The following is a 20,073-nucleotide window of genomic DNA, read 5'->3' as shown; positions in this document are numbered from 1 at the left end:
GTGCCCAACGCCAGTGCTGTGTCCGGCCCGGCATGGACCGAACCCACCGGCACACCGGGCGTCCCGCGCTACCCCCTCAACGTCGAAGCCCCCGTGCTGGCCGCGCTGGCGCGGCTGCTGCCCGGAATCTCCCCGCCGTCCGGATCCGGCCCCGAGTGGCTCACCCTCACCGGCCGACATCCCTGGCCTGCCGAGGACCGGCCGCGCCGGGCGAGCCTGCGGATGCTCGCCCGCGCGGCCCAGCTGCTGCCCGAGGCCGAGGACTGGCAGGAAGCCGCCGAACAGGCCATCGCCTACGACGCTTACCTAGCCGAGGACCCGCTGCTGCGCGGCCTGGAGGTCGCGGCCACCTGGCGCGGCGTGCTGCTCCGCCGGCACAGCGTGGACGCCTGGCGACGATGGTGGGCCGCACTGGCCGGACATCCCGATCCGCGCGAGCTCACCACCGAGTCCCTCCCCGATGTCACGGTCGCCGCGTTCACCGCCGACCTGCCCGCGCACACCGATGCCGCGGGCCACCCGGCTCCCGCCGAGCTCTCCCTCCGCCTGGCCCCCGTCCCCGGCGCGCTGGCCACCCTGCTGATCGGCGCTCAGCGCGCGGAGACCTTGCGCGGCAAGGCCAAGACCGCCTTCCTCGGCCAGACCGGGGTGTACCTGGACCCCGGCTTCGTGGCCCAGCGCGCGGAGTCCACGACCAGCCTGCGGGCCCTGGGACGCACGCTGGTGGAAGACATGCTGGCCCAGGCACACCGGATCGCGGTCCGCCGCAACCAGCCGCGACCGCACGACTCGCGGCCCGAGGCGAGCCCCGTTCCGCTGCACCTCAACACCTTGGGCGAGCTCGCCCAGGCCGAGAACCTCTTCTCCGCCACCGAGGACGACGGCCTCGGTGTCACCCCGCTCGGCGCGCGCCTGCTGGAGGTCTCCCCGTGAGCACCCCGCTGTCCCTGCTCGCCGAGTGGACCGGCCCGCTGCGCGAGCTGCTGATCACCGGCCACGCCGTCGACCTCGACTTCCTGGAACGGCACTGCCTGCCCAGAGCCCGCGAGCTCGGCGCGCGGGTCACCGTGCTCACCGGGCACGGCGCGACCCAGCACGACCCGGCCGACGTCCGCTTCGCCGGCCGCGCCTACCAGCACGGGCACGCGCTGGGGCAGGGCAGGTTCCTGCCCCAGCTCGCGGTGCTGCTCGGCGCGGACCGGGTGGCGGTGGCCGTCGGCTCCGGCGACCCCACCCTGGACGGCTACACCGGGAGCGGCCTGTGGCTGGCCGTGCACGGCGACCTGGCCGAGGGACCCCTGGCACTGGCCGACCTCGGCACCTGGCTCGCCGACCTGGCCCAGGCGCTGACCCTGCCGTCCTGGCTGGCCGACACCCTGGACGAGATCGCCATCGCCATGGTGCCCTCGGCCACCAGGCAGGCCGGGCTGCGTTTCCTCGGCAACCTCACCGAACCCCTGCTGACCCAGCTGCCCGCCGGCCCGGTCCGGGTGCTCGGCCTGACCGCGCCCGCCGCCGACCCGGCCGCCGTGCACGCCCTCACCGAGCACCTCCAGCCGCGCGAGGTCCGCACCGCGCCCGCGAGCGCGACGCTCATCGAGTGGCAGGCCACCGACGGCCGGTGGACCGCGCTGGCCGGCGGCCACCTCACCGGGTCCGGGTTGCTGCGCTCGGTCGCCGAGGGCGGCGACTGCGTGCTGGCCGCGCTGCACCCGCGCGCGGAGTCCGTTGCGCCCGAAGGCGAAAGTGGCCCACTGCCCCCGGAAACCCCTGTGGCGCAGGACACACGAGGACCCCGCCTGCTCGGCGCTTTTCGCGAGGACGACACTACGGTGGTGGAGTTCCTGGTGCCGCGCGGCACCCACGGCGTCATCGTGGAAACCCTGACCGACAACGGCTGGCTCGCTGCCCATCGGGTGCCCGCCGCCGAGCTGTACGTCAACGGTCCCGTGCGCGCCCGGGTTCCCGCCGAGGAACCGGGAGTCGCGCTCCGGGTGAGCGCACTGGTGGACGAGCGCCGCGTCGCCTCCGGCCCCGCGCACGTCACCGACCTGACCGCCTGCGCGCCCCGCAGCGAGCAGAGCAGCGGCTCCGGCCTGTCCGACCGGCCCGCGGCCGCACTGCTCGCCGACCCGGCCCGCCTGAGCCGGTTCACCGACACCCTCGGCAAGATTACCGCTGATCAACTGCCGTTCCGGCCGGATTGGGCCGCCTACGTGCACTTCACCCGATCGGTGCTCGGTGACCCGCTGACCGAGCGGGTGCTGCCCGGCGCGGTCTCCGTGCTGCCCGAACCCAGGCCCACGGCCTGGACCGTCGGCGAGCTCGCCGAGGACGGCCACTCCGGCGCAGCGCTGCTCCAGGACGAGGACCGGGCCAAGGTCCGCGCGCTGGCCGCTCGCTGGGTCGCCACGGCCGGGCCCGGCGCGCCGCTGCCGGTGCGCATGCTGCTCACCTGCCTGTACCTGGACCTGCTCGCCGCCGGGGTCTGGGGTCACGACGACGAATGGCGGCCCGGCCTCGGTGCGCTGGCGCAGTCCCTGTGCCCTGCCGAGACCGAGCAGAAGGCACTGCCCGACCAGGCGCAGGCGCGGCTGAGCACCCTGCTCGCCGCCTGCCTCGCCCTGCTGTTGCAGGATGCCGATCTCCAGGGCGGCTCAGCCGCCGACCGGACCGCGCGCCTCGCGTGGGAGCGATGTTATGAATGGGCCGCATTCGGCAGGCCCGAGTTGGTGGAACCGCTGTTGCCGGACACGCGGCGGTTCGAAGGGAGAACGACCACGGTGACCGAGGTCGAGCAGGTGTTGGAACTGGCCGAGAACTCGGTGGACGAACCGAGCGCGGCCGTGCAGGAGGATCTGCGCGAGCGAGGATTCGAGATCGACCGGCTGGACGGTGCGTGGGTGGTGACCGGCGAGTGCCGGCGCCCGCTGCGCGAAGCCGCCCGGATGATCACCGACTTCGCCGCGGTGAGCAAGCAGGGCGGCACCGCGGTGGTGGTGAGCAACCGCCGCACCATGGCGCTGCTGCTGTGGAGCGGGCGTTCGCTGGCCTTCACCGAGGGCAAGCCGCCGACCTGGCGCAGCTACCAGCTGTCCGGGATGAGCACCCCGCACAGCCTGATCGGCGGCAGTGAGGGCGTCCCGGCAACCAAGGACATCCGCAAGCTGCTGCCGCTGCCGGACCCGGTGCGCGAACTGGCCGAGCGCTGCGGGGTCGACCTGCCGTCGCTGATCAGCCGCGACCTGGTGGGCCGCTGAACCAAGCTCTCGGCGACCTGATCGCCGCCGCGGGACTTCCCGCGGCGGCCCAGGTCGAGCCGATCGGCGGCGACGGACTGGACAACACGCTGCACCTGGCCGTGCTCGCCGACGGCCGCAAAGTGGTGCTGCGCCAACACGAACACCCCCGGCCCAGCCCGAGGGCGATGGCGGAGTTCCTGGCCGCCAACCAGGTCGGCGCGCCACCGCTGCTGGCCGCGAACGACCGCGGCGACCGGCTGGTGGCCTACGTCGAGGGCGTCACCCTGGCCGAGGCCGTGCGCGCGGGCACCGCGACCGACCGGGTCTGGCAGGCCGTCGGCCGGGCGCTGGCCGCGGTGCACGCGGTCGGCTTCCCCGCGCACCTGCACGGCGAGCTCCGCCCCGACGGGCTCCGGCTGACCCCGGCCGACCCGGTGGAGAGGCTGCGCGCCGAACTGGCCGCGACCCAGCCGTGGGTGCGCGAACACCGCCCCGCGCTGCTGCCCCTGCTGCCCGCGGTCGACGCCGCGCTGCTCGCGCACGCCGAGGAGCTGCGCGCCGAGCGACCCTGCCTGGTGCACGGCGACGTCAACCTGTTCAACGTGATCATCGGGCACGACCGGGCCACCCTGATCGACTGGGACTACCCCGGCGTCCGCCAGCCCCTCGACGAGCTGTCCGCCTTCCAGGAGCACGCCTACCTGCACGGCGCCGAGCTGCCCCCGGCCTTCTGGACCGGCTACGGCCGCACCGTGCCGGAGAACTCGCTGCTGCTGCACCGCGTCGTGGGCTGCCTGGGCTGGCTGGCCGGCGAGGACTGGGCGGAGTGGGCCGCCGACGAGTCGCTGTCCGCGGCCGCGGTGACCAGGGTCGAACTGTGGCGGCGACGGCTGCTCGACTGGATCGACCGGCTGCCGGAGCTCCTAGCACACTTGGACGTCCGTCACTCTGTATCGACATAGTTGGACGTCCTACTATATGTTCGGCCGTGGGTGGCGCTGATCACTCGCCAGGTGTCCGCGAAGCACAGTGGGGTGCGTCCATGGTCAACGAACTGACCCATTTCGTCGGCGGCAAGCCGGTTCCCGGTACCTCGGGCAACTTCGGCGATGTCTACGACCCCAACACCGGGAAGGTGCAGGCCAAGGTGCCGCTCGCCTCGGTCGAGGAGACCAGGGCGGCCATCGCCGACGCGGCCGCCGCCCAGGTGGAGTGGGCGGCCTGGAACCCGCAGCGGCGGGCCAGGGTGCTGCTGCGCTTCCTCGACCTGGCCCAGCGGGAGCTGGACTCCCTGGCCCGGCTGCTCTCCAGCGAGCACGGCAAGACCGTGGCCGACGCCAAGGGCGACATCCAGCGCGGGCTCGAGGTGGTCGAGTTCGCCGCGGGCGCCCCGCACCTGCTCAAGGGTGAGTTCACCGACGGCGCGGGCGGCGGCATCGACGTGCACTCGCTGCGCCAGCCGCTCGGCGTGGTCGCCGGGATCACCCCGTTCAACTTCCCCGCGATGATCCCGCTGTGGAAGATCGCGCCCGCGATCGCCTGCGGCAACGCCTTCATCCTCAAGCCGTCCGAGCGCGACCCCTCGGTGCCGCTGCGGATCGCCGAGCTGTTCCTGGAAGCCGGGCTGCCGCCGGGCGTGCTCAACGTGGTCAACGGCGACAAGACCGCGGTGGACACCCTGCTCACCGACCCGCGGATCGAGGCGGTCGGCTTCGTCGGCTCCTCCGACATCGCGCACTACGTCTACTCCACCGCCACCGCCAACGGCAAGCGCGCCCAGTGCTTCGGCGGCGCCAAGAACCACATGATCATCATGCCGGACGCGGACCTGGACGGGGCGGTGGACGCCCTGCTCGGCGCCGGTTTCGGCTCCGCGGGCCAGCGCTGCATGGCGATCTCGGTCGCGGTGCCGGTCGGCCAGGCCACCGCGGACGCGCTGGCCGAGAAGCTGGCGGCCAAGGTCAAACAGCTGCGCATCGGGCACTCCTTCGACGAACAGGCCGAGTTCGGGCCGCTCTCCAGCGCCGGACTGCTGGAGAAGGTCCGCGGCTACGTCGACGCCGGTGTCGCCGAGGGCGCGAAGCTGCTGGTCGACGGCCGCGACTTCACCCTGGAAGGCCACGAGGACGGCTACTTCCTCGGCGCCTGCCTGTTCGACCACGTCACCCCGGAGATGAGCATCTACCGCGAGGAGATCTTCGGCCCGGTGCTCACCATCGTGCGCGCCGAGGACTACGAGTCGGCCCTGCGCCTGCCCTCCGAACACGAGTACGGCAACGGCGTGGCCATCTTCACCCGCGACGGCGACACCGCCCGCGACTTCTCCCGCCGGGTGCGCGCGGGCATGGTCGGGGTCAACGTGCCGATCCCGGTGCCGGTGGCCTACCACACCTTCGGCGGCTGGAAGCGCTCCGGCTTCGGCGACCTCAACCAGCACGGGCCGGACTCGTTCAAGTTCTACACCCGGACCAAGACGGTCACCTCGCGCTGGCCGTCCGGGGTCAAGGAAGGCGCGTCCTTCGTCATCCCCACCATGGACTGAGCCGATGACCATCTCGGAGATCCGGCCGGACGTGTTCGGGCTCAACGAGGACCAGCGCGCCATCCGGGAGATGGCCGCCGACTTCGCCGCCGAGCACCTGGCCCCGCACGCGGTGGACTGGGACCAGCGCAAGCACTTCCCGGTCGACGTGCTGCGCAAGGCCGCGCAGCTGGGCATGGGCGGCATCTACGTCGGCGAGCAGCACGGCGGGTCCGGGCTCAGCCGCCTGGACGCGGTGCTGGTGTTCGAGTCGCTGGCCACCGGCTGCCCCTCCATCGCCGGTTACCTGTCCATCCACAACATGGTCGCCGGCATGGTGGACCGCTTCGGCGACGAGACCCAGCGCGCCACGTGGCTGCCCGGCCTGGTCTCGATGGACCTGCTGGCCAGCTACTGCCTCACCGAGCCCGACGCCGGTTCCGACGCCGCCGCGCTGCGCACCAGCGCGGTCCGCGACGGGGAGGACTACGTGCTCACCGGGGTCAAGCAGTTCATCTCTGGCGCGGGGTCCTCGGACTTCTACCTGGTGATGGCGCGCACCGGCGGGCCGGGCGCGGGCGGGGTGTCCGCCTTCGCGGTGGAGAAGGGCACGCCGGGCCTGGAGTTCGGCGCCAACGAGCAGAAGATGGGCTGGAACGCCCAGCCCACCCGCCAGGTGATCATGGACGGGGTGCGGGTGCCCGCGGCCAACCTGATCGGCGGCGAGGGCAACGGTTTCCGCATCGCCATGTCCGGCCTGGACGGCGGGCGGATCAACATCGCCGCCTGCTCCCTCGGTGGCGCGCAGGCCGCGCTGGACAAGTCGATCGAGCACCTCGGCCAGCGCACCGCCTTCGGCGGGCCGCTGAGCAAGCAGCAGGCGCTGCGGTTCACCGTGGCCGACATGGGCACCGAGCTGGAAGCGGCCCGGCTGCTGCTGTGGCGGGCCGCCTCCGCGCTGGACGCCCGCCACCCCGAGGCCACCCGGCTGTGCGCGATGGCCAAGCGCTTCGCCACCGACACCGGCTTCGAAGTGGCGAACCGCGCGCTGCAACTGCACGGTGGGTACGGATACCTCGCCGAGTACGGAGTGGAGAAGATCGTGCGTGACCTGCGGGTGCACCAGATCCTCGAAGGGACCAACGAGATCATGCGGGTCATCGTCTCCCGCGGCCTGATGGGCGGTGACCGATGAGCGAGGACATCCTCATCAGGGTCACCGGCGGCGTCGGCCGGATCACGCTCAACCGGCCGCGGGCGATCAACGCGCTCAGCGATGACATGCTGCGCGAGATGGGCAAGGCGCTCACCTCGTGGGCCACCGACGCCGCGGTGCACGCGGTGCTGCTGGACGGCGCGGGCGAACGCGGCCTGTGCGCCGGTGGCGACATCCGCTCGATCTACCGAGCGATCCAGGACGGCACCGACGGGCCGATCGGATTCTGGCGCGAGGAGTACCAGGTCAACGCGCTGATCGCGAACTACCCCAAGCCGTACGCGGTGTTCATGGACGGCCTGGTCATGGGCGGCGGGGTCGGGGTGTCCGCGCACGGCAGCGTGCGGGTGGTCACCGAGCGGACCGCGATCGGCATGCCCGAGGTCTCCATCGGCTTCATCCCCGACGTGGGCGGCACCTTCCTGCTCTCCCGCGCGCCCGGCGAGCTGGGCACCCACCTCGCGCTCACCGGCGGCCGGATCGGCGCCGCGGACGCGATCCTGTGCGGCCTGGCCGACCAGTACCTGCCCAGCGCGGTCCTGCCCGAGCTGGCCGAACTGCCCGCCGAGCAGCTGCTGGTGGAGATCGCCGCCCGCGCGGAGACCCCGCCCGCCGGTCAGCTGGCCGAGGACCGGGAGTGGATCGACTCCTGCTACGCCGCCGACACCGTCGAGCAGATCCTGGCCAACCTGCACGGCAGCGGGCACCCGGGAGCCGAGGCAGCGGCCAAGGAGATCCAGGCCAAGGCGCCCACCGCGGTCAAGGTCGCCCTGCGCGCGCTGCGCACCGCCCGCGGACTGTCCACTGTGGAGGAATGCCTGAACCTGGAGCACCGCCTGGTCAGCCGGTTCCTCACCGCGCCGGACCTGGCCGAGGGCATCCGCGCCGCGGTCATCGACAAGGACCGCAACCCGACCTGGCACCCGGCCACCCTGGCCGAGGTCGCCGACGCCGCGGTCGAGGAGTACTTCACCCCGAAGCCAGGACAGCAGCCCGTGTTCGGAGGTTCGGCATGACCGTCATCGGATTCCTCGGCCTGGGCAACATGGGTGGCCCGATGGCCGCCAACCTGGTCAAGGCCGGGCACACCGTGCACGGCTACGACCCGGTCGCCGCCGCGGTGGACGCCGCCGAAGCCGCGGGCGTCAGCCCAGCGGGCAGCGCGGTGCAGGCCGTGCGGGCGGCCGAGGTGGTCATCACCATGCTGCCCAGCGGCGCGCACGTGCTGGACTGCTACCGGGAGATCCTGCCCGAGGCCAAGCCGGGCACCCTGTTCCTGGACTGCTCCACCATCGACGTGGCCGCCGCCCGCCAGGCCGCCGAGGCAGCCGCGAACGCCGGGCACGCCGCACTGGACGCCCCGGTCTCCGGGGGCGTCGTCGGCGCCCAGGCCGCCACCCTGACCTTCATGGTAGGCGGCTCCACCGACAACTTCGCCCGCGCGGAGCCGATCCTGGCGCTGATGGGCCGCCGCTCGGTGCACTGCGGCGAGTCCGGAGCCGGGCAGGCCGCCAAGATCTGCAACAACATGATCCTGGGCATCTCCATGGTCGCGGTCAGCGAGGCGTTCGTGCTGGGGGAGAAGCTCGGCCTGTCCCACCAGGCGCTCTTCGACGTGGCCTCCACCGCCTCCGGCCAGTGCTGGGCGCTGACCACCAACTGCCCGGTGCCCGGCCCGGTGCCCGGCAGCCCGGCCAACCGGGACTACCAGCCCGGCTTCGCCACCGCGCTGATGCTCAAGGACCTCGGCCTGGCCGAGGCCGCGGCCGCCGAGACCGGCACGGACACCGCGCTGGGGCGGCACACCGCGGAGCTGTTCCGCGCCTATGCCGCCGAGGGTGGGGCCGGGACCGACTTCTCCGGCATCATCAACGCCATCCGTGACCGCTCGAAGCAGGGAGACCAGGCGTGAGCTACGAAACCATCCTCGTTGAGCGACGCGAGCGGGTCGGCCTGATCACCCTCAACCGGCCCAAGGCGCTCAACGCGCTGAACCTCCAGCTCATGCGCGAGGTCACCACCGCGGCCCGGGAGCTGGACCGCGACCCGGAGATCGGCGCGCTGGTGATCACCGGTTCGGCCAAGGCCTTCGCGGCGGGCGCGGACATCAAGGAGATGCAGCCCAACGGCTACCCGCAGGTCTACCTGGACGACTGGTTCGCCGAGTGGGACCAGCTGGCCCAGGTGCGCAAGCCGATCATCGCCGCGGTCTCCGGCTACGCGCTGGGCGGCGGCTGCGAGCTGGCCATGATCTGCGACGTGCTGCTGGCCGCCGACACCGCGAAGTTCGGCCAGCCGGAGATCAAGCTCGGCGTGATCCCCGGCATCGGCGGCTCGCAGCGGCTCACCCGCGCGATCGGCAAGGCCAAGGCGATGGAGCTGTGCCTGACCGGCCGGATGATGGACGCCGAGGAGGCCGAGCGGGCCGGACTGGTCTCCCGCATCGTGCCCGCGGACCAGCTGCTGGAGGACGCGCTGGCCACCGCGGCCACCATCGCCGGGATGTCCGCGCCGATCGCGATCATGGCCAAGGAGGCGGTGAACCGCGCCTACGAGACCACCCTGGCCGAGGGCGTCCGGTTCGAGCGCCGCCTGTTCCACGCCACCTTCGCCACCGCGGACCAGAAGGAGGGCATGGCCGCCTTCATCGAGAAGCGCGCGGCTGAGTTCGAGCACAACTGACCTGGTCCGGACACGCCAGCACACCCCCAGCTGCCCACCGGCGCGCGAGCCCGGTGGCAAGCTGGGGTCATGAAGCCGTGGGCGAAGACGCTGCTGGCCGCACTCGGTGTGGTGGGCCTGGTCGTGGTGGTCTACGTGACCTACCTGCTCACCGTGGTGTACCGGCCGATCGACATCTACTCGGTCACCTACGAGGTCTCCGGCGCGGTCGCCCCGGCGCGGATCGAGTACCTCCACGAGCCCACCAGCGACCGGGACAAGCCACCGGTCCAGGCCACTGTGGACGGACCGACGCTGCCGTGGAAGGAAGAGGTGGCCATCCCACCCGGCACGGAGGCCAGGGTCAGCATCGCCGATCCGGCCGCCGGCCTGAGCTGCGTGATCACCCTGGACAAGGGCCGCAGCCGGGAACGCGTGCTGGCCACCAGGACCGCGGAACCGGGACAGCCGCTGGTCTGCACCGCGCGCACACCGACCGGGGAGACCCTCAACGGCGCGCTGCCCCGCCCCACACCTCGCTGACCAGCCCGGTCCGCAGCCGCGCTGCTTCAATGTCCACTGTGGACGGTTCGGCACGCAGTGCCCCGAAGGCGATCTCGGTGTAGTGCACGGCCAGCCCGGTCAGCGCCAGCCTGCCACGCGGGGAGTACCAGCGGGCCACCCCGCCGCACATCTCCAGCAGCGCCAACCGGGTCACCGCGGGCGCCGAGCTGCGGAACACCCCGCTGGCGCAGCCCTCCTCGATGGCCGCCCGCCACAGGTCCTCGTACTCGTCCCGCTGCGCCACCACGCTCGCGCGGGCGGCGGGGGAGAGGGCCCGCAGCTCGTGGTCCACCACCGCGGTCTCCAGCGGGTGCAGCGCGTGGCTGAGCACGTGCACCTGCACCAGCCCGGCCAGCCGTGACCGCGGATCCGGATCCGCCGCGACCACCCGGTGACCCGCGGTCAGCAACCGGATCATGCACTCGCGCATGATCCGCAGCAGCAGGTCCTCCTTGGTGCCCATGTAGTGGTACAGACTGGCCGAGGACAGCCCGGCCGCCTCGGCCAGATCCCGGATCCCGGTGCCGTGGAAGCCTTTCGCCGCGAACAGGGTCAGCGCCGCCCGCCGGATGCGGTCCGCGGCTGGCGCGGCCTTGGCCGCTTTGGTCACGGTCACCGGCGCTCCTCGTCTGGGGGTCCCCCGGCCGACGACAAGCGGCCGAGGATGCCACGCATGGTGGCAGACCACGGTTCGCGCCGACCGCCGGGGCACCTGCCCGGAGGAGCCATTCATCCCCGTCACGCACCGAGACGCCACCCCCAGAACCCACCACCGCGCCGGATCCCGTGCCCGCCCGCACCCGCCCCACAGCGCGCCGCCGCCACCCGCCGCCGCTACCGTCGCGCGGCCCGCCGTCACCCGCCGACCCGCACCCCGCGCACCGCCGCCCGCACATCCGCATCCGCATGCCCCAGCAACAACTCCCGCCGAGCCACCCACGGCCCCGACCACCGCGCCCGCTTCCCCCCGAACCGCACCAACCGCGCCGCCAGCAACCCCGGCACCACCCCACCCAGCCCGCCGAGGTGGTCGACCACCGCCAGCACCGTCGCCGCGGGCACCCCCTCCTCGTACAGCCCGCCGTAACGAGCCTCCCGGGGCAGCCGGAACGCCCGCTCGTCGATGGTGGCGACCAGCTCGTCCCACAACTCGACCCGCACCCCGCGCGCCAGCGACTCCCGTGCCATCACATCGAGCAGGTGCGCCGCCTCGCGCAGCATCCCGGCGGTCCGGAAGCCGTCCACCAGCACCCGGTCCAGCTCGGCTTGCCCGGTTGGGTCGGGATGGTTCAGCGCCCGCGCGCCGAACAGCCACCCCAGCTGCCGCCAGGCCGAGTCGTCGCCGTCCCGTGCCGCCGGCGCGAGCCCGTCCACCAGGGAACGCAGTGCGGGCAACGCCTCGGGCACGGGTAACGAGCGCAGCAGGTTCTCCGCCACCCGTTGGTAGACGCGCATCGACAGGTCCTGGGTCAGCAGCTCGCCCAGTGCCGCCGCGCAGTCCGGCAGGTAGCGCCACCACGCCCAGAACGCCAGGTTCAACTCCGGCACGGTGTCGGTGCGCGCGATGGACAGCGTCCGGCTGACCAGTTCGGCGAACACCGGACGCAGGGCCGGCGCCACCTGCTCCACGGTGGTCCGCAGCACTGCCTCACGCACCGCGGGCGCCCCGGCCACCGCCTCGGCCAGTGCCGCGTGCACTCCCGGTTCGCCGAGGAAACCGGTCAGCGCGCCGGCCACCGCCGCCCGCACGTCCTGGTGCAGCTCAGTTTCCGCCCACAGCCGCAGCAGCACCCCGGCCGCCTCGCCACCGCGAACCGTGCCCAGGATCCGCACGGCCTCCTTCGCGGTGCCCACCGACCGCGGCCCGGCCAGCAGTGTCCCGAGCACCGCGACGGCTTCCGCGTCCGGCACGGTGTCCAGCGCCCGGCGCAGCGCGCGCACCGCCGCGCGGGCCGCCGGTCCACTGGGACCACCGGCGATCCGCAGCAGCACCGGCAACGCCACCCGCACCGGCGCGCTCACGCCCAGCTCGGTCGCCGCAGCGGCCACGATCGGCTGGTTCTCGTTGGCCGTCAACGTGATCAGCGTGTCCGCCGACCGGATCCCGGACACCGCGTCCACCCGCTGCCACAGCTCGTTCCGCTCGTCCAGCGCGACCGCCTCGGCCCGGCGCGCGGCCAGCTCCCGCTGTGCCGCCGTCCACCGGTGCGGCACCGAACGCGGGGTGCGCGGCGGCACGACCGCGGGCAGCACCAGGTCCAGCAGGTCGGTGTGGCGCGTGCTCACCTCCCGCCACACCGCGGGCAACGCGCCCCAGGCCGGGTTGTGCCGCACGATCCGCCGCACCCGCTCCGCGCGCTGACCGGAACCGGCCAGCCAGCACCGGATCGCCGTCTCGACCTGCCGGATGTCGTTGCTGTGCCTCGCGATCCGCCACATCAGCTCGTCCAGCTCCGGCGCCGCGGCCAGGTTGGCCCCGAACATCTCCGCCGCCCGCAGCGCCGGGTCAAACCGCCCGCCCGCCGCCTCGTGCAGCACCGGCTCCCGCATGCTCGCCCAGAGCCGCGCCCACACCGGCGGCGGCAGCCGCAGGGCCAGCCGTCGCGCCGGGGCCCGCCGGTCCCGGTGCAGGCGGGCCAGCAGCGGCACCAGGCCGATCTGCCGCTCGGCGTCCGCATCGGCCGCGATGGTGCGGCGCAGCCAGTCGTCCAGGGCCTCGAACGTCCACTTCGAACTGTCCCTGGCCGTCACCACGATGGTGACCGCCTCGGCCAGCACCGGCACCGGCACCGCGGCCAGCAACCGGGACGGCGCCACCCGGATCTGCGTGAGGGCCTGGGTGCGCACCCGGTCCTGGTCGTGCAGCGCTCGGACCGCCGCCCGCACCGCCGAGGCGAACACCGCCGGATCACCGCCGCGCGCCGCGCTGGCCAGCGCCACCCGCCAGCCCTGCGCCCTGGTCAGCACCCGGTGGCTGCTGGTCGCCCCGGCCAGCGCGGCACTGGCCTCCGCCGGTGGCAGCAGCGCCTCGAACTCCAGCCGGGACTCCCGCTCCAGCGCGAGCGCGGCCCTGGCCAGCGGCACCCGGTCCGCCTCGGGCAGTTCGGCCAGCAGAGCGGGCTCGGCCTTGGCTGCCACCTGCCCCGGGTACACCTGTGCCAGCAGCGCCAGCCGCTCGCCCTCGGGCAGCGCGCGCAGCAACAACCGGTCAAAACCGCCCGCGCCGATCCGGCCGAACACCGAGGGCAGGTCGTCCCCGGCCGCCCGCACGATCGCCGCGGCCAGCCGAGGGGTCTGGTCCGCCGCCGCGATCGGCACCGCGTGCTCGGCGCTGACCAGCGCCCGCGCCACCGCCTCCGGTATCCGCCGGAACAGCAGGGTGAGCAGACCGCCGTGCCGCCGCCGCCAGTTCCACCGGTTCGGCTCGGCCAGGCCGGGCAGGTCCGCGATCAGGTGCGCCAGCACCGCCGCCGGCGCCACCCGCGCCAGGCCGCGCAGCAGTGCGGGCGTGGCGCCGAGCTTCGGCAGCCACACCGCGATCACGCTGGGCGAACAGGCGGTCAGCAGGGCGCGCGCCTCGGTCAGGTCGAACCGCTGCGCGACCACCGGCAGGAGCTCATCGGCCAGCCCGCGCCGCCGGGACTGCCGCAGTGTCCGGTACAGCAGCAGCCGGTCCCGGCGCGGCGCGCTGCGCAGCACCTCGTGCAGCACGTCATCCGGCACCGGCAACCGCACCGTGGCGGCCAGCGCCCTCGGCCGCAGTCGCGGGTCCAGCAGCGCGTTGACCAGGGTTTCCAGGTCCCGCCGTGCCACGGCCAGGAACAGGCCCAGCTCACGTTGATGCTGGTCGCCGATGTCCAGTTCGGCCAGGATCGCCCGGTATCCGGGCGTGCTCAGTGCCCGCGCGAACGCCGCGATCGCGGTCGTGCGTTCGGTGTGCGGCAGGGTCAGCAGGTCGGACAGCTGGTCGGCTCCGGAGCTCGGCTCACGGTCGCCGTGGTGGCCGCTCACCATGCGCGGTGGGCGAGGCCCCTTCCGTTGATCATGTGCCGATCATCGCAAATCCTCGCGGCCGGGCGCAAGGCGCGCACGCCGAGATTAGGATTTGGCTGATGCGGACGAAGGCCCTGCACACCGACCGGCGGCACCTCCCCCACCACAGCAGTTGCGCTGCCGCCGGCGCCGAACGACCTTCGTGGAACCACTCGACCCTGGGGGATGCCTGATGACAGCCTGGACCGACGCCGCGCACGCGGAGATCGACCTCGCGGCAGTGCTGGGCAGGCAACGGGATCGCGAGTCCGCCGCGCGCACCTACGCCCGCAGCTTCCCGGTGGTCCCGGTGCACGCCGACGGCCTGCGCGTCACCGGAGCCGACGGCCGCGAGTACCTGGACTGCCTGGCCGGCGCCGGCACCCTGGCGCTGGGCCACAACCACCCGGTGGTGCTGGCCGCGATCCGCCGGGTGCTCGACTCCGGCGCGCCACTGCACGCGCTGGACATCAGCACCCCGGAGAAGGACGACTTCACCACCGCGCTGCTGGACACCCTGCCACCGGAGCTGGCCGCGGACTGCCGGATCCACTTCTGCGGCCCGGCGGGCACCGACGCGGTGGAGGCCGCGCTCAAGCTCGCCCGCACCGCCACCGGCAGGCAGAACGTGCTCGCCTTCACCGGCGCCTACCACGGCATGACCGCCGGCGCGCTGGCCACCAGCGGCAACCTCGCGGTGCGCGAGCCGTTGGCGGACAACGGGTTCAACGTGACCCGGCTGCCCTACCCCTACGACTACCGCTGCCCGTTCGGCCTCGGCGGCCCGCAGGCGCACCAGATCGGCGCGCGCCTGGTCGAGTCGCTGCTCACCGACAGCCACTCCGGGGTCCTGCCACCCGCCGCCATGATACTGGAAGCGGTGCAGGGCGAGGGTGGCGTCATCCCCAGCCCCGACAGATGGCTGCGCGACATGCGCCGGATCACCGAAGAGCACGGGATCCCGCTCATCGTGGACGAGGTGCAGACCGGCGTCGGCCGCACCGGCGAGTTCTGGGCCGTGCAGCACAGCGGGATCACCCCGGACGTCATGGTGCTGTCCAAGGCCATCGGCGGCAGCCTGCCCCTCGCGGTGATCGTCTACAAGTCCGCTTTGGACAGTTGGCTGCCCGGCGCGCACACCGGCACCTTCCGCGGCAACCAGCTCGCCATGGCAGCCGGCGCGGCCACCCTGCGCTTCGTCGCCGAGCAGGACCTGTCCGCCCGCGCCGCCGACCTGGGCGACAGGATGCTGGCCGAACTCCGCGTCCTGCAAGGAAACTCCTCCTGCATCGGCGAGGTCCGCGGCCGCGGCCTCATGCTGGGCCTGGAAATCGTCAACCCGGACGCCACCCCGGACGCCCTCGGCGCCCGCCCGGCCGCCCCGGAACTGGCCGCCGCCATCCGCACGGAATGCCTGCACCGCGGCCTGCTCCTGGAGCTGGGCGGCCGGGGCGACTCGGTGGTCCGGCTGCTGCCCCCACTGACCATCACCGACCAGGAGGCCACCAGCGTGCTCAACCGCCTGGGCGAGGCCGTGACCGCGGTCGACCGCGGAGCGAGCCGATGACCGCGAAGTGGAGCGCCCGAACCGACGGCGTGCCAAGAACACCCGAGCGCCCGGCCGGTTCCGCCGCGCCCGGCTCCAGCGGCACCGCCAGCCCCGCCGCAGCGCCCGGCCCTGCCGCAGCGCCAGGTTCCGCCGCCACGCCCAGCCCCGCCGGCCCTGCTGCGCCCGGCCACGGCTCGGCAGGCCCCGCTCCCCACCGCGGCCAGTTCGGCTCCCCGGACCCCGCCGCCCTCGCCGGTGGCGTGGCCGGCGCCGCCGCGCTCGCCCCGCTCGTCGACATCGTGCTGGAGTCCCTGGCCAAGGGCACCGCCGAACGCGGCGGCCCAACCCCGGCCGGACCGCCCGCGCACATCGCCGCCGCGGCCGCGGCCGCCGTCGACCACAACCCCTTGCCCGCCAAGGGCATCGGCGCCGAACCCGCGCTCGCCGAGCTGACCAGGCTCATCGCCGCGGGTTCCGCCGACCCGGCCGATCCGCGCTGCGCCGGGCACCTGCACTGCCCGCCACTGGCCATCGCGGTCGCCGCCGAGATCGCGGCCGGGGCGATGAACCAGTCCCTGGACTCCTGGGACCAGGCGCCCGCCGCCACCGAGCTGGAACCCTGGGTGGTCCGCGCGCTCGCCGAGCTCGTGGGCTACCAGCCGGAGCAGGCCGGGGGAGTGCTGACCTCCGGCGGCACCGAGTCCAACCTGATGGGCCTGCTGCTCGCCCGCGAGCACACCCCGGCCGAGCGGCCCCGGGTGTACTGCAGCGCCGCCGCGCACTTCTCGGTGCAGCGCAACGCGGGCATCCTCGGCCTCGGCGAGGACGCCGTGGTGCCGGTGCCGGTCACCCCGGACCAGCGCCTCGACCCGGCCGCGCTGCTGGCCACCATCATGGCCGACCGCGCCGATGGGCGGCGGCCGATCGCGGTGGTCGGCACCGCGGGCACCACCGACTTCGGCGTGATCGACCCGCTGCCGGAACTGGCCGCGATCGCCACCGCGCACGACGCCTGGTTCCACGTCGACGCGGCCTACGGCGGCGGCGCGCTGTTCTCCGACCGGCTCGCCCCACTGCTGCACGGCCTCGCCCTGGCCGACTCGGTCGCGGTGGACCTGCACAAGTTCGGCTGGCAACCCGTTGCCGCGGGCGGGTTCCTGACCCGGCGCGCGGACTCCTTCGACCCGCTGACCCGCCGGGTCGCCTACCTCAACCCGGCCGACGACGAGGAGCTCGGCTTCCGCAGCCTGCTCGGCTACTCGCTGCGCACCACCCGCCGCCTGGACGCGCTCAAGCTCGCGGTCACCTTCCGCGCGCTGGGCCGCGCCGGGCTCGGCGCGCTGGTCGACGCCTGTCACGACCTCGCCCGGCACGCCGCCGCGGTGATCGCCGCGCACCCGCGCCTGGTGCTCGCCGCCCAGCCCACACTGTCCACCGTGGTGTTCCACTTCCAGTCCGGGCAAGGGGAAGAGGACCGGGTGAACGCCGCGCTGCGCCGCCGCCTGCTCACCGAGGGCAGCGCGGTCATCGGCCGCACCGAGGTCGACGGCCGGATCCGGCTCAAGCTCACCCTGCTCAACCCGCACGCCAGCACCGCCGACGTGGACGCCCTGCTGGCGCTCGTGGTCGCCGCGGGCGAAGCCGAGGAGACCGGATGAGCGCGCAGGTGCACGACCTGGCCGGGATCGGGCTCGGCCCGTTCAACCTGGGCCTGGCCGCGCTGGCCGACGCGGTGCCCGGCCTGGACGCGGTGTTCCTGGACCGGCGCGCCGAGTTCAGCTGGCACCCCGGGCTGCTCATCGACGGCGCCCAGCTCCAGGTGCCGTTCCTGGCCGACCTGGTCACCATGGTCGACCCGACCAGCCGCTGGTCCTTCCTGAACTACCTGCGCGAGCACGACCGGATGTTCCCGTTCTTCTTCGCCGAACGCTTCCACGTGCCACGCCGCGAGTACGACCACTACTGCCGCTGGGTCGCCGGCTCCCTGCCCTCCTGCCGGTTCGGCGCCGAGGTCACCGCGGTGTCCTGGGACGCGGGCCGCGGCGCCTTCCGGGTCACGTACAGCGGGGGAGAGCTGCTGGCCCGCAACGTGGTGCTCGGCGTCGGTACCCAGCCACGGGTGCCCGGGGCGTTCCGGCCCTTGCTGGGCAAGGAGATCTGCCACGCCGCCGACTACCTGCCGAACCTGCCCGTGCTCACCGCGGCCGCCGACGTCACCGTGGTCGGCTCCGGCCAGTCCGGCGCCGAGGTGTTCCTCGACCTGCTGCGCCGCCAGCCGGAGACCGGCAGCCGGGTGCGCTGGCTGACCAGGGGCCGGTTCGCGCCGATGGAGTACTCCAAGCTCGGCCTGGAACACTTCACCCCGGACTACACCAGCTACTTCCGCGGCCTGTCACCGTCCACAAGGGACAGACTCGTGCCCGCGCAGTGGCAGCTGTACAAGGCGGTCAGCGTGGACACCCTGGCCGAGATCCACGACCTGCTCTACGAACGCACCATCGGCGGCGGCGAGGTGCCCGCGCAGCTCAACCCGCACACCGAGATCCGCACGGTCGAACAGGTCGATGGCCGCTATCGCCTGGGCTGCCACGAGATCCAGCAGGACCGGCCGTACACAGTGGACACCGACCGAGTAGTCCTCGCCACCGGCTACGCCGCGAGCGTACCACCGTTCCTGGATCCCCTCGGCCACCTCGTGCGCTGGGACGACAGCCGCCGCCACCGCATCGATGCCGACTACCGGATCGAGCTGGACCCGGCGGTCACCGGCGGCCTGTACGTGCAGAACGGCGAGCTGCACACACACGGTGTCGGCGCGCCGGACCTGACCCTGGGCGCCTGGCGCGCGGCCACCATCCTCAACGCGGTCACCGGCCGCACCGTGCACCGCCTGCCCGAACGCACCGCCTTCACCACCTTCGGGGCCCCGTGACCGCCCGCCAGCCGGTCCCGCTGCCGCCGGAACGGCTGCGGGCCGCGGTGGCCGAGGGCCTGGTGGACAACGTGATCGTCGCCCTGCCCGACCTCACCGGCCGCCTGGTCGGCAGCCGGGTGGACGCCGAGCACTACCTGGACACGGCCGGAGTCACCGCCGCCTGCGCCTACCTGCTCGCCGTGGACGTGGACATGACCACCGGCCCCGGCTACGCGATCGACGCCGCCGCAACGGGATTCGGCGACTTCACGCTCATCCCCGACCCGGCCACGCTGCGCCTGCTGCCCTGGGACGAGGGCACCGCGCTGGTGCTCGCCGACGCGCACTGGCCCGGCGGCGACCCGGTGACCGTGGCCCCCCGGCAGGTCCTGCGCACCCAGCTCGACCGGCTCGCCGCCCTCGGCCTGTCCGCACAGGTCGGCGCCGAGCTGGAGTTCCTGGTCTTCCGCGAGGACTACCAGACCGCATGGGACCGCGGCTACCAGGACCTGCGCCCGGCCACCCGGCACAACGTGGACTACGCGGTGGCCGGACTGTCCGATGTGGACCCATTGGTCAACCGCATCCGCCGGGACATGGTGCGCGCGGGACTGCGCCTGGAGTCCGCGCGCGGCGAATGCCACCCAGGCCAGTACGAGATCGTGTTCCGCCACCGAGACGCGCTCACCACCTGCGACAACACCGTACTGTACAAGACCGGCGCCAAGCAGATCGCGGCCGCGCACGGTCAGGCGCTGACCTTCATGGCCAAGTTCGACACCGGCGAGGGCAACTCCTGCCACCTGCACCTGTCCCTGCGCGACCCGGACGACCGGCCGGTGTTCGCGCAAGGCGCGGGGATGTCCGCGCTGATGCGGCACTTCGTCGCCGGCACGCTGGCCTGCGCCAGGGAGCTGGTCCTGTTCCAGGCCCCGAACGTCAACTCCTACAAGCGGTTCGCCCCCGGCGCGTTCGCGCCCACCGTGCTCGGCTGGGGCCGGGACAACCGCACCTGCCCGATCCGGGTGGTCGGCCAGGGCGAGTCGCTGCGCCTGGAACACCGCGTCCCCGGCGGCGACGCCAACCCCTACCTCGCGGTCGCCGCGGTCATCGCCGCGGGCCTGCACGGCATCGAGCAGCGCCTGGAGCTCGAAGAACCCTTCCAGGGCAACGCCTTCAGCGCCGAGGGCCGCACCCTGCCGCCGGACCTGGCCACCGCCCTGGACCTGTGGCGGACCAGCCCGGTCGCCGAGGCCGCCTTCGGCGCCGAGGTGGTCGGCCACTACGCCAGGGCCGCCCAGGCCGAGCTGGACGCCTTCACCGCCGCGGTCACCGACTGGGAGCTGCGCCGCGGCTTCGAGCGCCTCTGAGCGG

Annotated in this window: 15 protein-coding genes; 13 read left to right on the top strand and 2 right to left on the bottom strand. The window is 73.6% G+C overall.

Annotated features, from left to right (window positions below; translation table 11 throughout):
- The 9 genes from N8J89_RS30875 to N8J89_RS30835 all read left to right on the top strand — a co-directional run bounded on the left by N8J89_RS30875 (window position 1) and on the right by N8J89_RS30835 (window position 10,183).
- Window positions 1-933: a hypothetical protein gene (locus N8J89_RS30875; protein ID WP_283660516.1), complete on the top strand. Its 933-nt coding sequence runs from the start codon at window positions 1-3 to the stop codon at window positions 931-933.
- Complete coding sequence (locus N8J89_RS30870; RefSeq protein WP_283660515.1) at window positions 930-3,260, top strand: hypothetical protein; 2,331 nt, start codon at window positions 930-932, stop codon at window positions 3,258-3,260. The genes N8J89_RS30875 and N8J89_RS30870 overlap by 4 nt, the downstream gene beginning before the upstream one ends.
- Window positions 3,209-4,204, top strand: coding sequence for a phosphotransferase family protein (locus N8J89_RS30865; RefSeq protein WP_349497509.1), 996 nt, complete (start codon window positions 3,209-3,211; stop codon window positions 4,202-4,204). Before N8J89_RS30870 ends, N8J89_RS30865 begins: the two co-directional genes overlap by 52 nt.
- Window positions 4,205-4,284: 80 nt before the next feature.
- Window positions 4,285-5,784 (top strand): CoA-acylating methylmalonate-semialdehyde dehydrogenase, encoded by a 1,500-nt coding sequence (locus N8J89_RS30860; protein ID WP_283660513.1) that lies wholly within the window; start codon window positions 4,285-4,287, stop codon window positions 5,782-5,784.
- Window positions 5,785-5,788: 4 nt separating this feature from the next.
- Window positions 5,789-6,958, top strand: coding sequence for an isobutyryl-CoA dehydrogenase (locus tag N8J89_RS30855; RefSeq protein ID WP_283660512.1), 1,170 nt, complete (start codon window positions 5,789-5,791; stop codon window positions 6,956-6,958).
- The gene (locus tag N8J89_RS30850; RefSeq protein ID WP_283660511.1) at window positions 6,955-7,995 is read left to right on the top strand and encodes an enoyl-CoA hydratase/isomerase family protein; all 1,041 of its coding nucleotides are present in this window, start codon (window positions 6,955-6,957) and stop codon (window positions 7,993-7,995) included. The genes N8J89_RS30855 and N8J89_RS30850 overlap by 4 nt, the downstream gene beginning before the upstream one ends.
- Complete coding sequence (gene mmsB / locus N8J89_RS30845; RefSeq protein ID WP_283660510.1) at window positions 7,992-8,891, top strand: 3-hydroxyisobutyrate dehydrogenase; 900 nt, start codon at window positions 7,992-7,994, stop codon at window positions 8,889-8,891. Before N8J89_RS30850 ends, mmsB begins: the two co-directional genes overlap by 4 nt.
- Window positions 8,888-9,661, top strand: coding sequence for an enoyl-CoA hydratase (locus N8J89_RS30840; protein ID WP_283660509.1), 774 nt, complete (start codon window positions 8,888-8,890; stop codon window positions 9,659-9,661). Before mmsB ends, N8J89_RS30840 begins: the two co-directional genes overlap by 4 nt.
- Before the next feature lie 69 nt (window positions 9,662-9,730).
- Window positions 9,731-10,183: a hypothetical protein gene (locus N8J89_RS30835; RefSeq protein WP_283660508.1), complete on the top strand. Its 453-nt coding sequence runs from the start codon at window positions 9,731-9,733 to the stop codon at window positions 10,181-10,183.
- On the opposite strand, the gene N8J89_RS30830 is transcribed toward N8J89_RS30835, so the two are convergent.
- Together N8J89_RS30830 and N8J89_RS30825 are read right to left on the bottom strand one after the other, a co-directional pair.
- Window positions 10,149-10,820 carry a TetR/AcrR family transcriptional regulator gene (locus tag N8J89_RS30830; RefSeq protein WP_283660507.1) on the bottom strand — a complete coding sequence of 224 codons (672 nt, stop codon included), beginning with the start codon at window positions 10,818-10,820 and terminating at the stop codon, window positions 10,149-10,151. The genes N8J89_RS30835 and N8J89_RS30830 overlap by 35 nt on opposite strands.
- Before the next feature lie 239 nt (window positions 10,821-11,059).
- Window positions 11,060-14,218, bottom strand: coding sequence for a hypothetical protein (locus N8J89_RS30825; protein WP_283660506.1), 3,159 nt, complete (start codon window positions 14,216-14,218; stop codon window positions 11,060-11,062).
- Between the two features lie 211 nt (window positions 14,219-14,429).
- Here N8J89_RS30825 and N8J89_RS30820 point away from each other — a divergent pair, with 211 nt between their 5' ends.
- The 4 genes from N8J89_RS30820 to N8J89_RS30805 are packed head-to-tail and all read left to right on the top strand — an operon-like array spanning window position 14,430 to window position 20,069.
- Window positions 14,430-15,803, top strand: a complete 1,374-nt coding sequence (locus tag N8J89_RS30820; protein ID WP_283660505.1) for a diaminobutyrate--2-oxoglutarate transaminase family protein — start codon at window positions 14,430-14,432, stop codon at window positions 15,801-15,803.
- On the top strand, window positions 15,800-17,443 hold the full coding sequence (locus N8J89_RS30815) for a pyridoxal phosphate-dependent decarboxylase family protein (RefSeq protein ID WP_283660504.1): 1,644 nt from the start codon (window positions 15,800-15,802) through the stop codon (window positions 17,441-17,443). The genes N8J89_RS30820 and N8J89_RS30815 overlap by 4 nt, the downstream gene beginning before the upstream one ends.
- Window positions 17,440-18,717, top strand: a complete 1,278-nt coding sequence (locus tag N8J89_RS30810) for a lysine N(6)-hydroxylase/L-ornithine N(5)-oxygenase family protein (protein WP_283660503.1) — start codon at window positions 17,440-17,442, stop codon at window positions 18,715-18,717. Before N8J89_RS30815 ends, N8J89_RS30810 begins: the two co-directional genes overlap by 4 nt.
- Window positions 18,714-20,069 (top strand): glutamine synthetase family protein, encoded by a 1,356-nt coding sequence (locus N8J89_RS30805; RefSeq protein ID WP_283660502.1) that lies wholly within the window; start codon window positions 18,714-18,716, stop codon window positions 20,067-20,069. Before N8J89_RS30810 ends, N8J89_RS30805 begins: the two co-directional genes overlap by 4 nt.
- Window positions 20,070-20,073 lie beyond the last annotated feature (4 nt).

Origin of the sequence: Crossiella sp. CA-258035 (assembly GCF_030064675.1) — a bacterium.
Taxonomy (GTDB): domain Bacteria; phylum Actinomycetota; class Actinomycetes; order Mycobacteriales; family Pseudonocardiaceae; genus Crossiella.
This window is presented reverse-complemented; position numbering and strand designations above follow the sequence as displayed.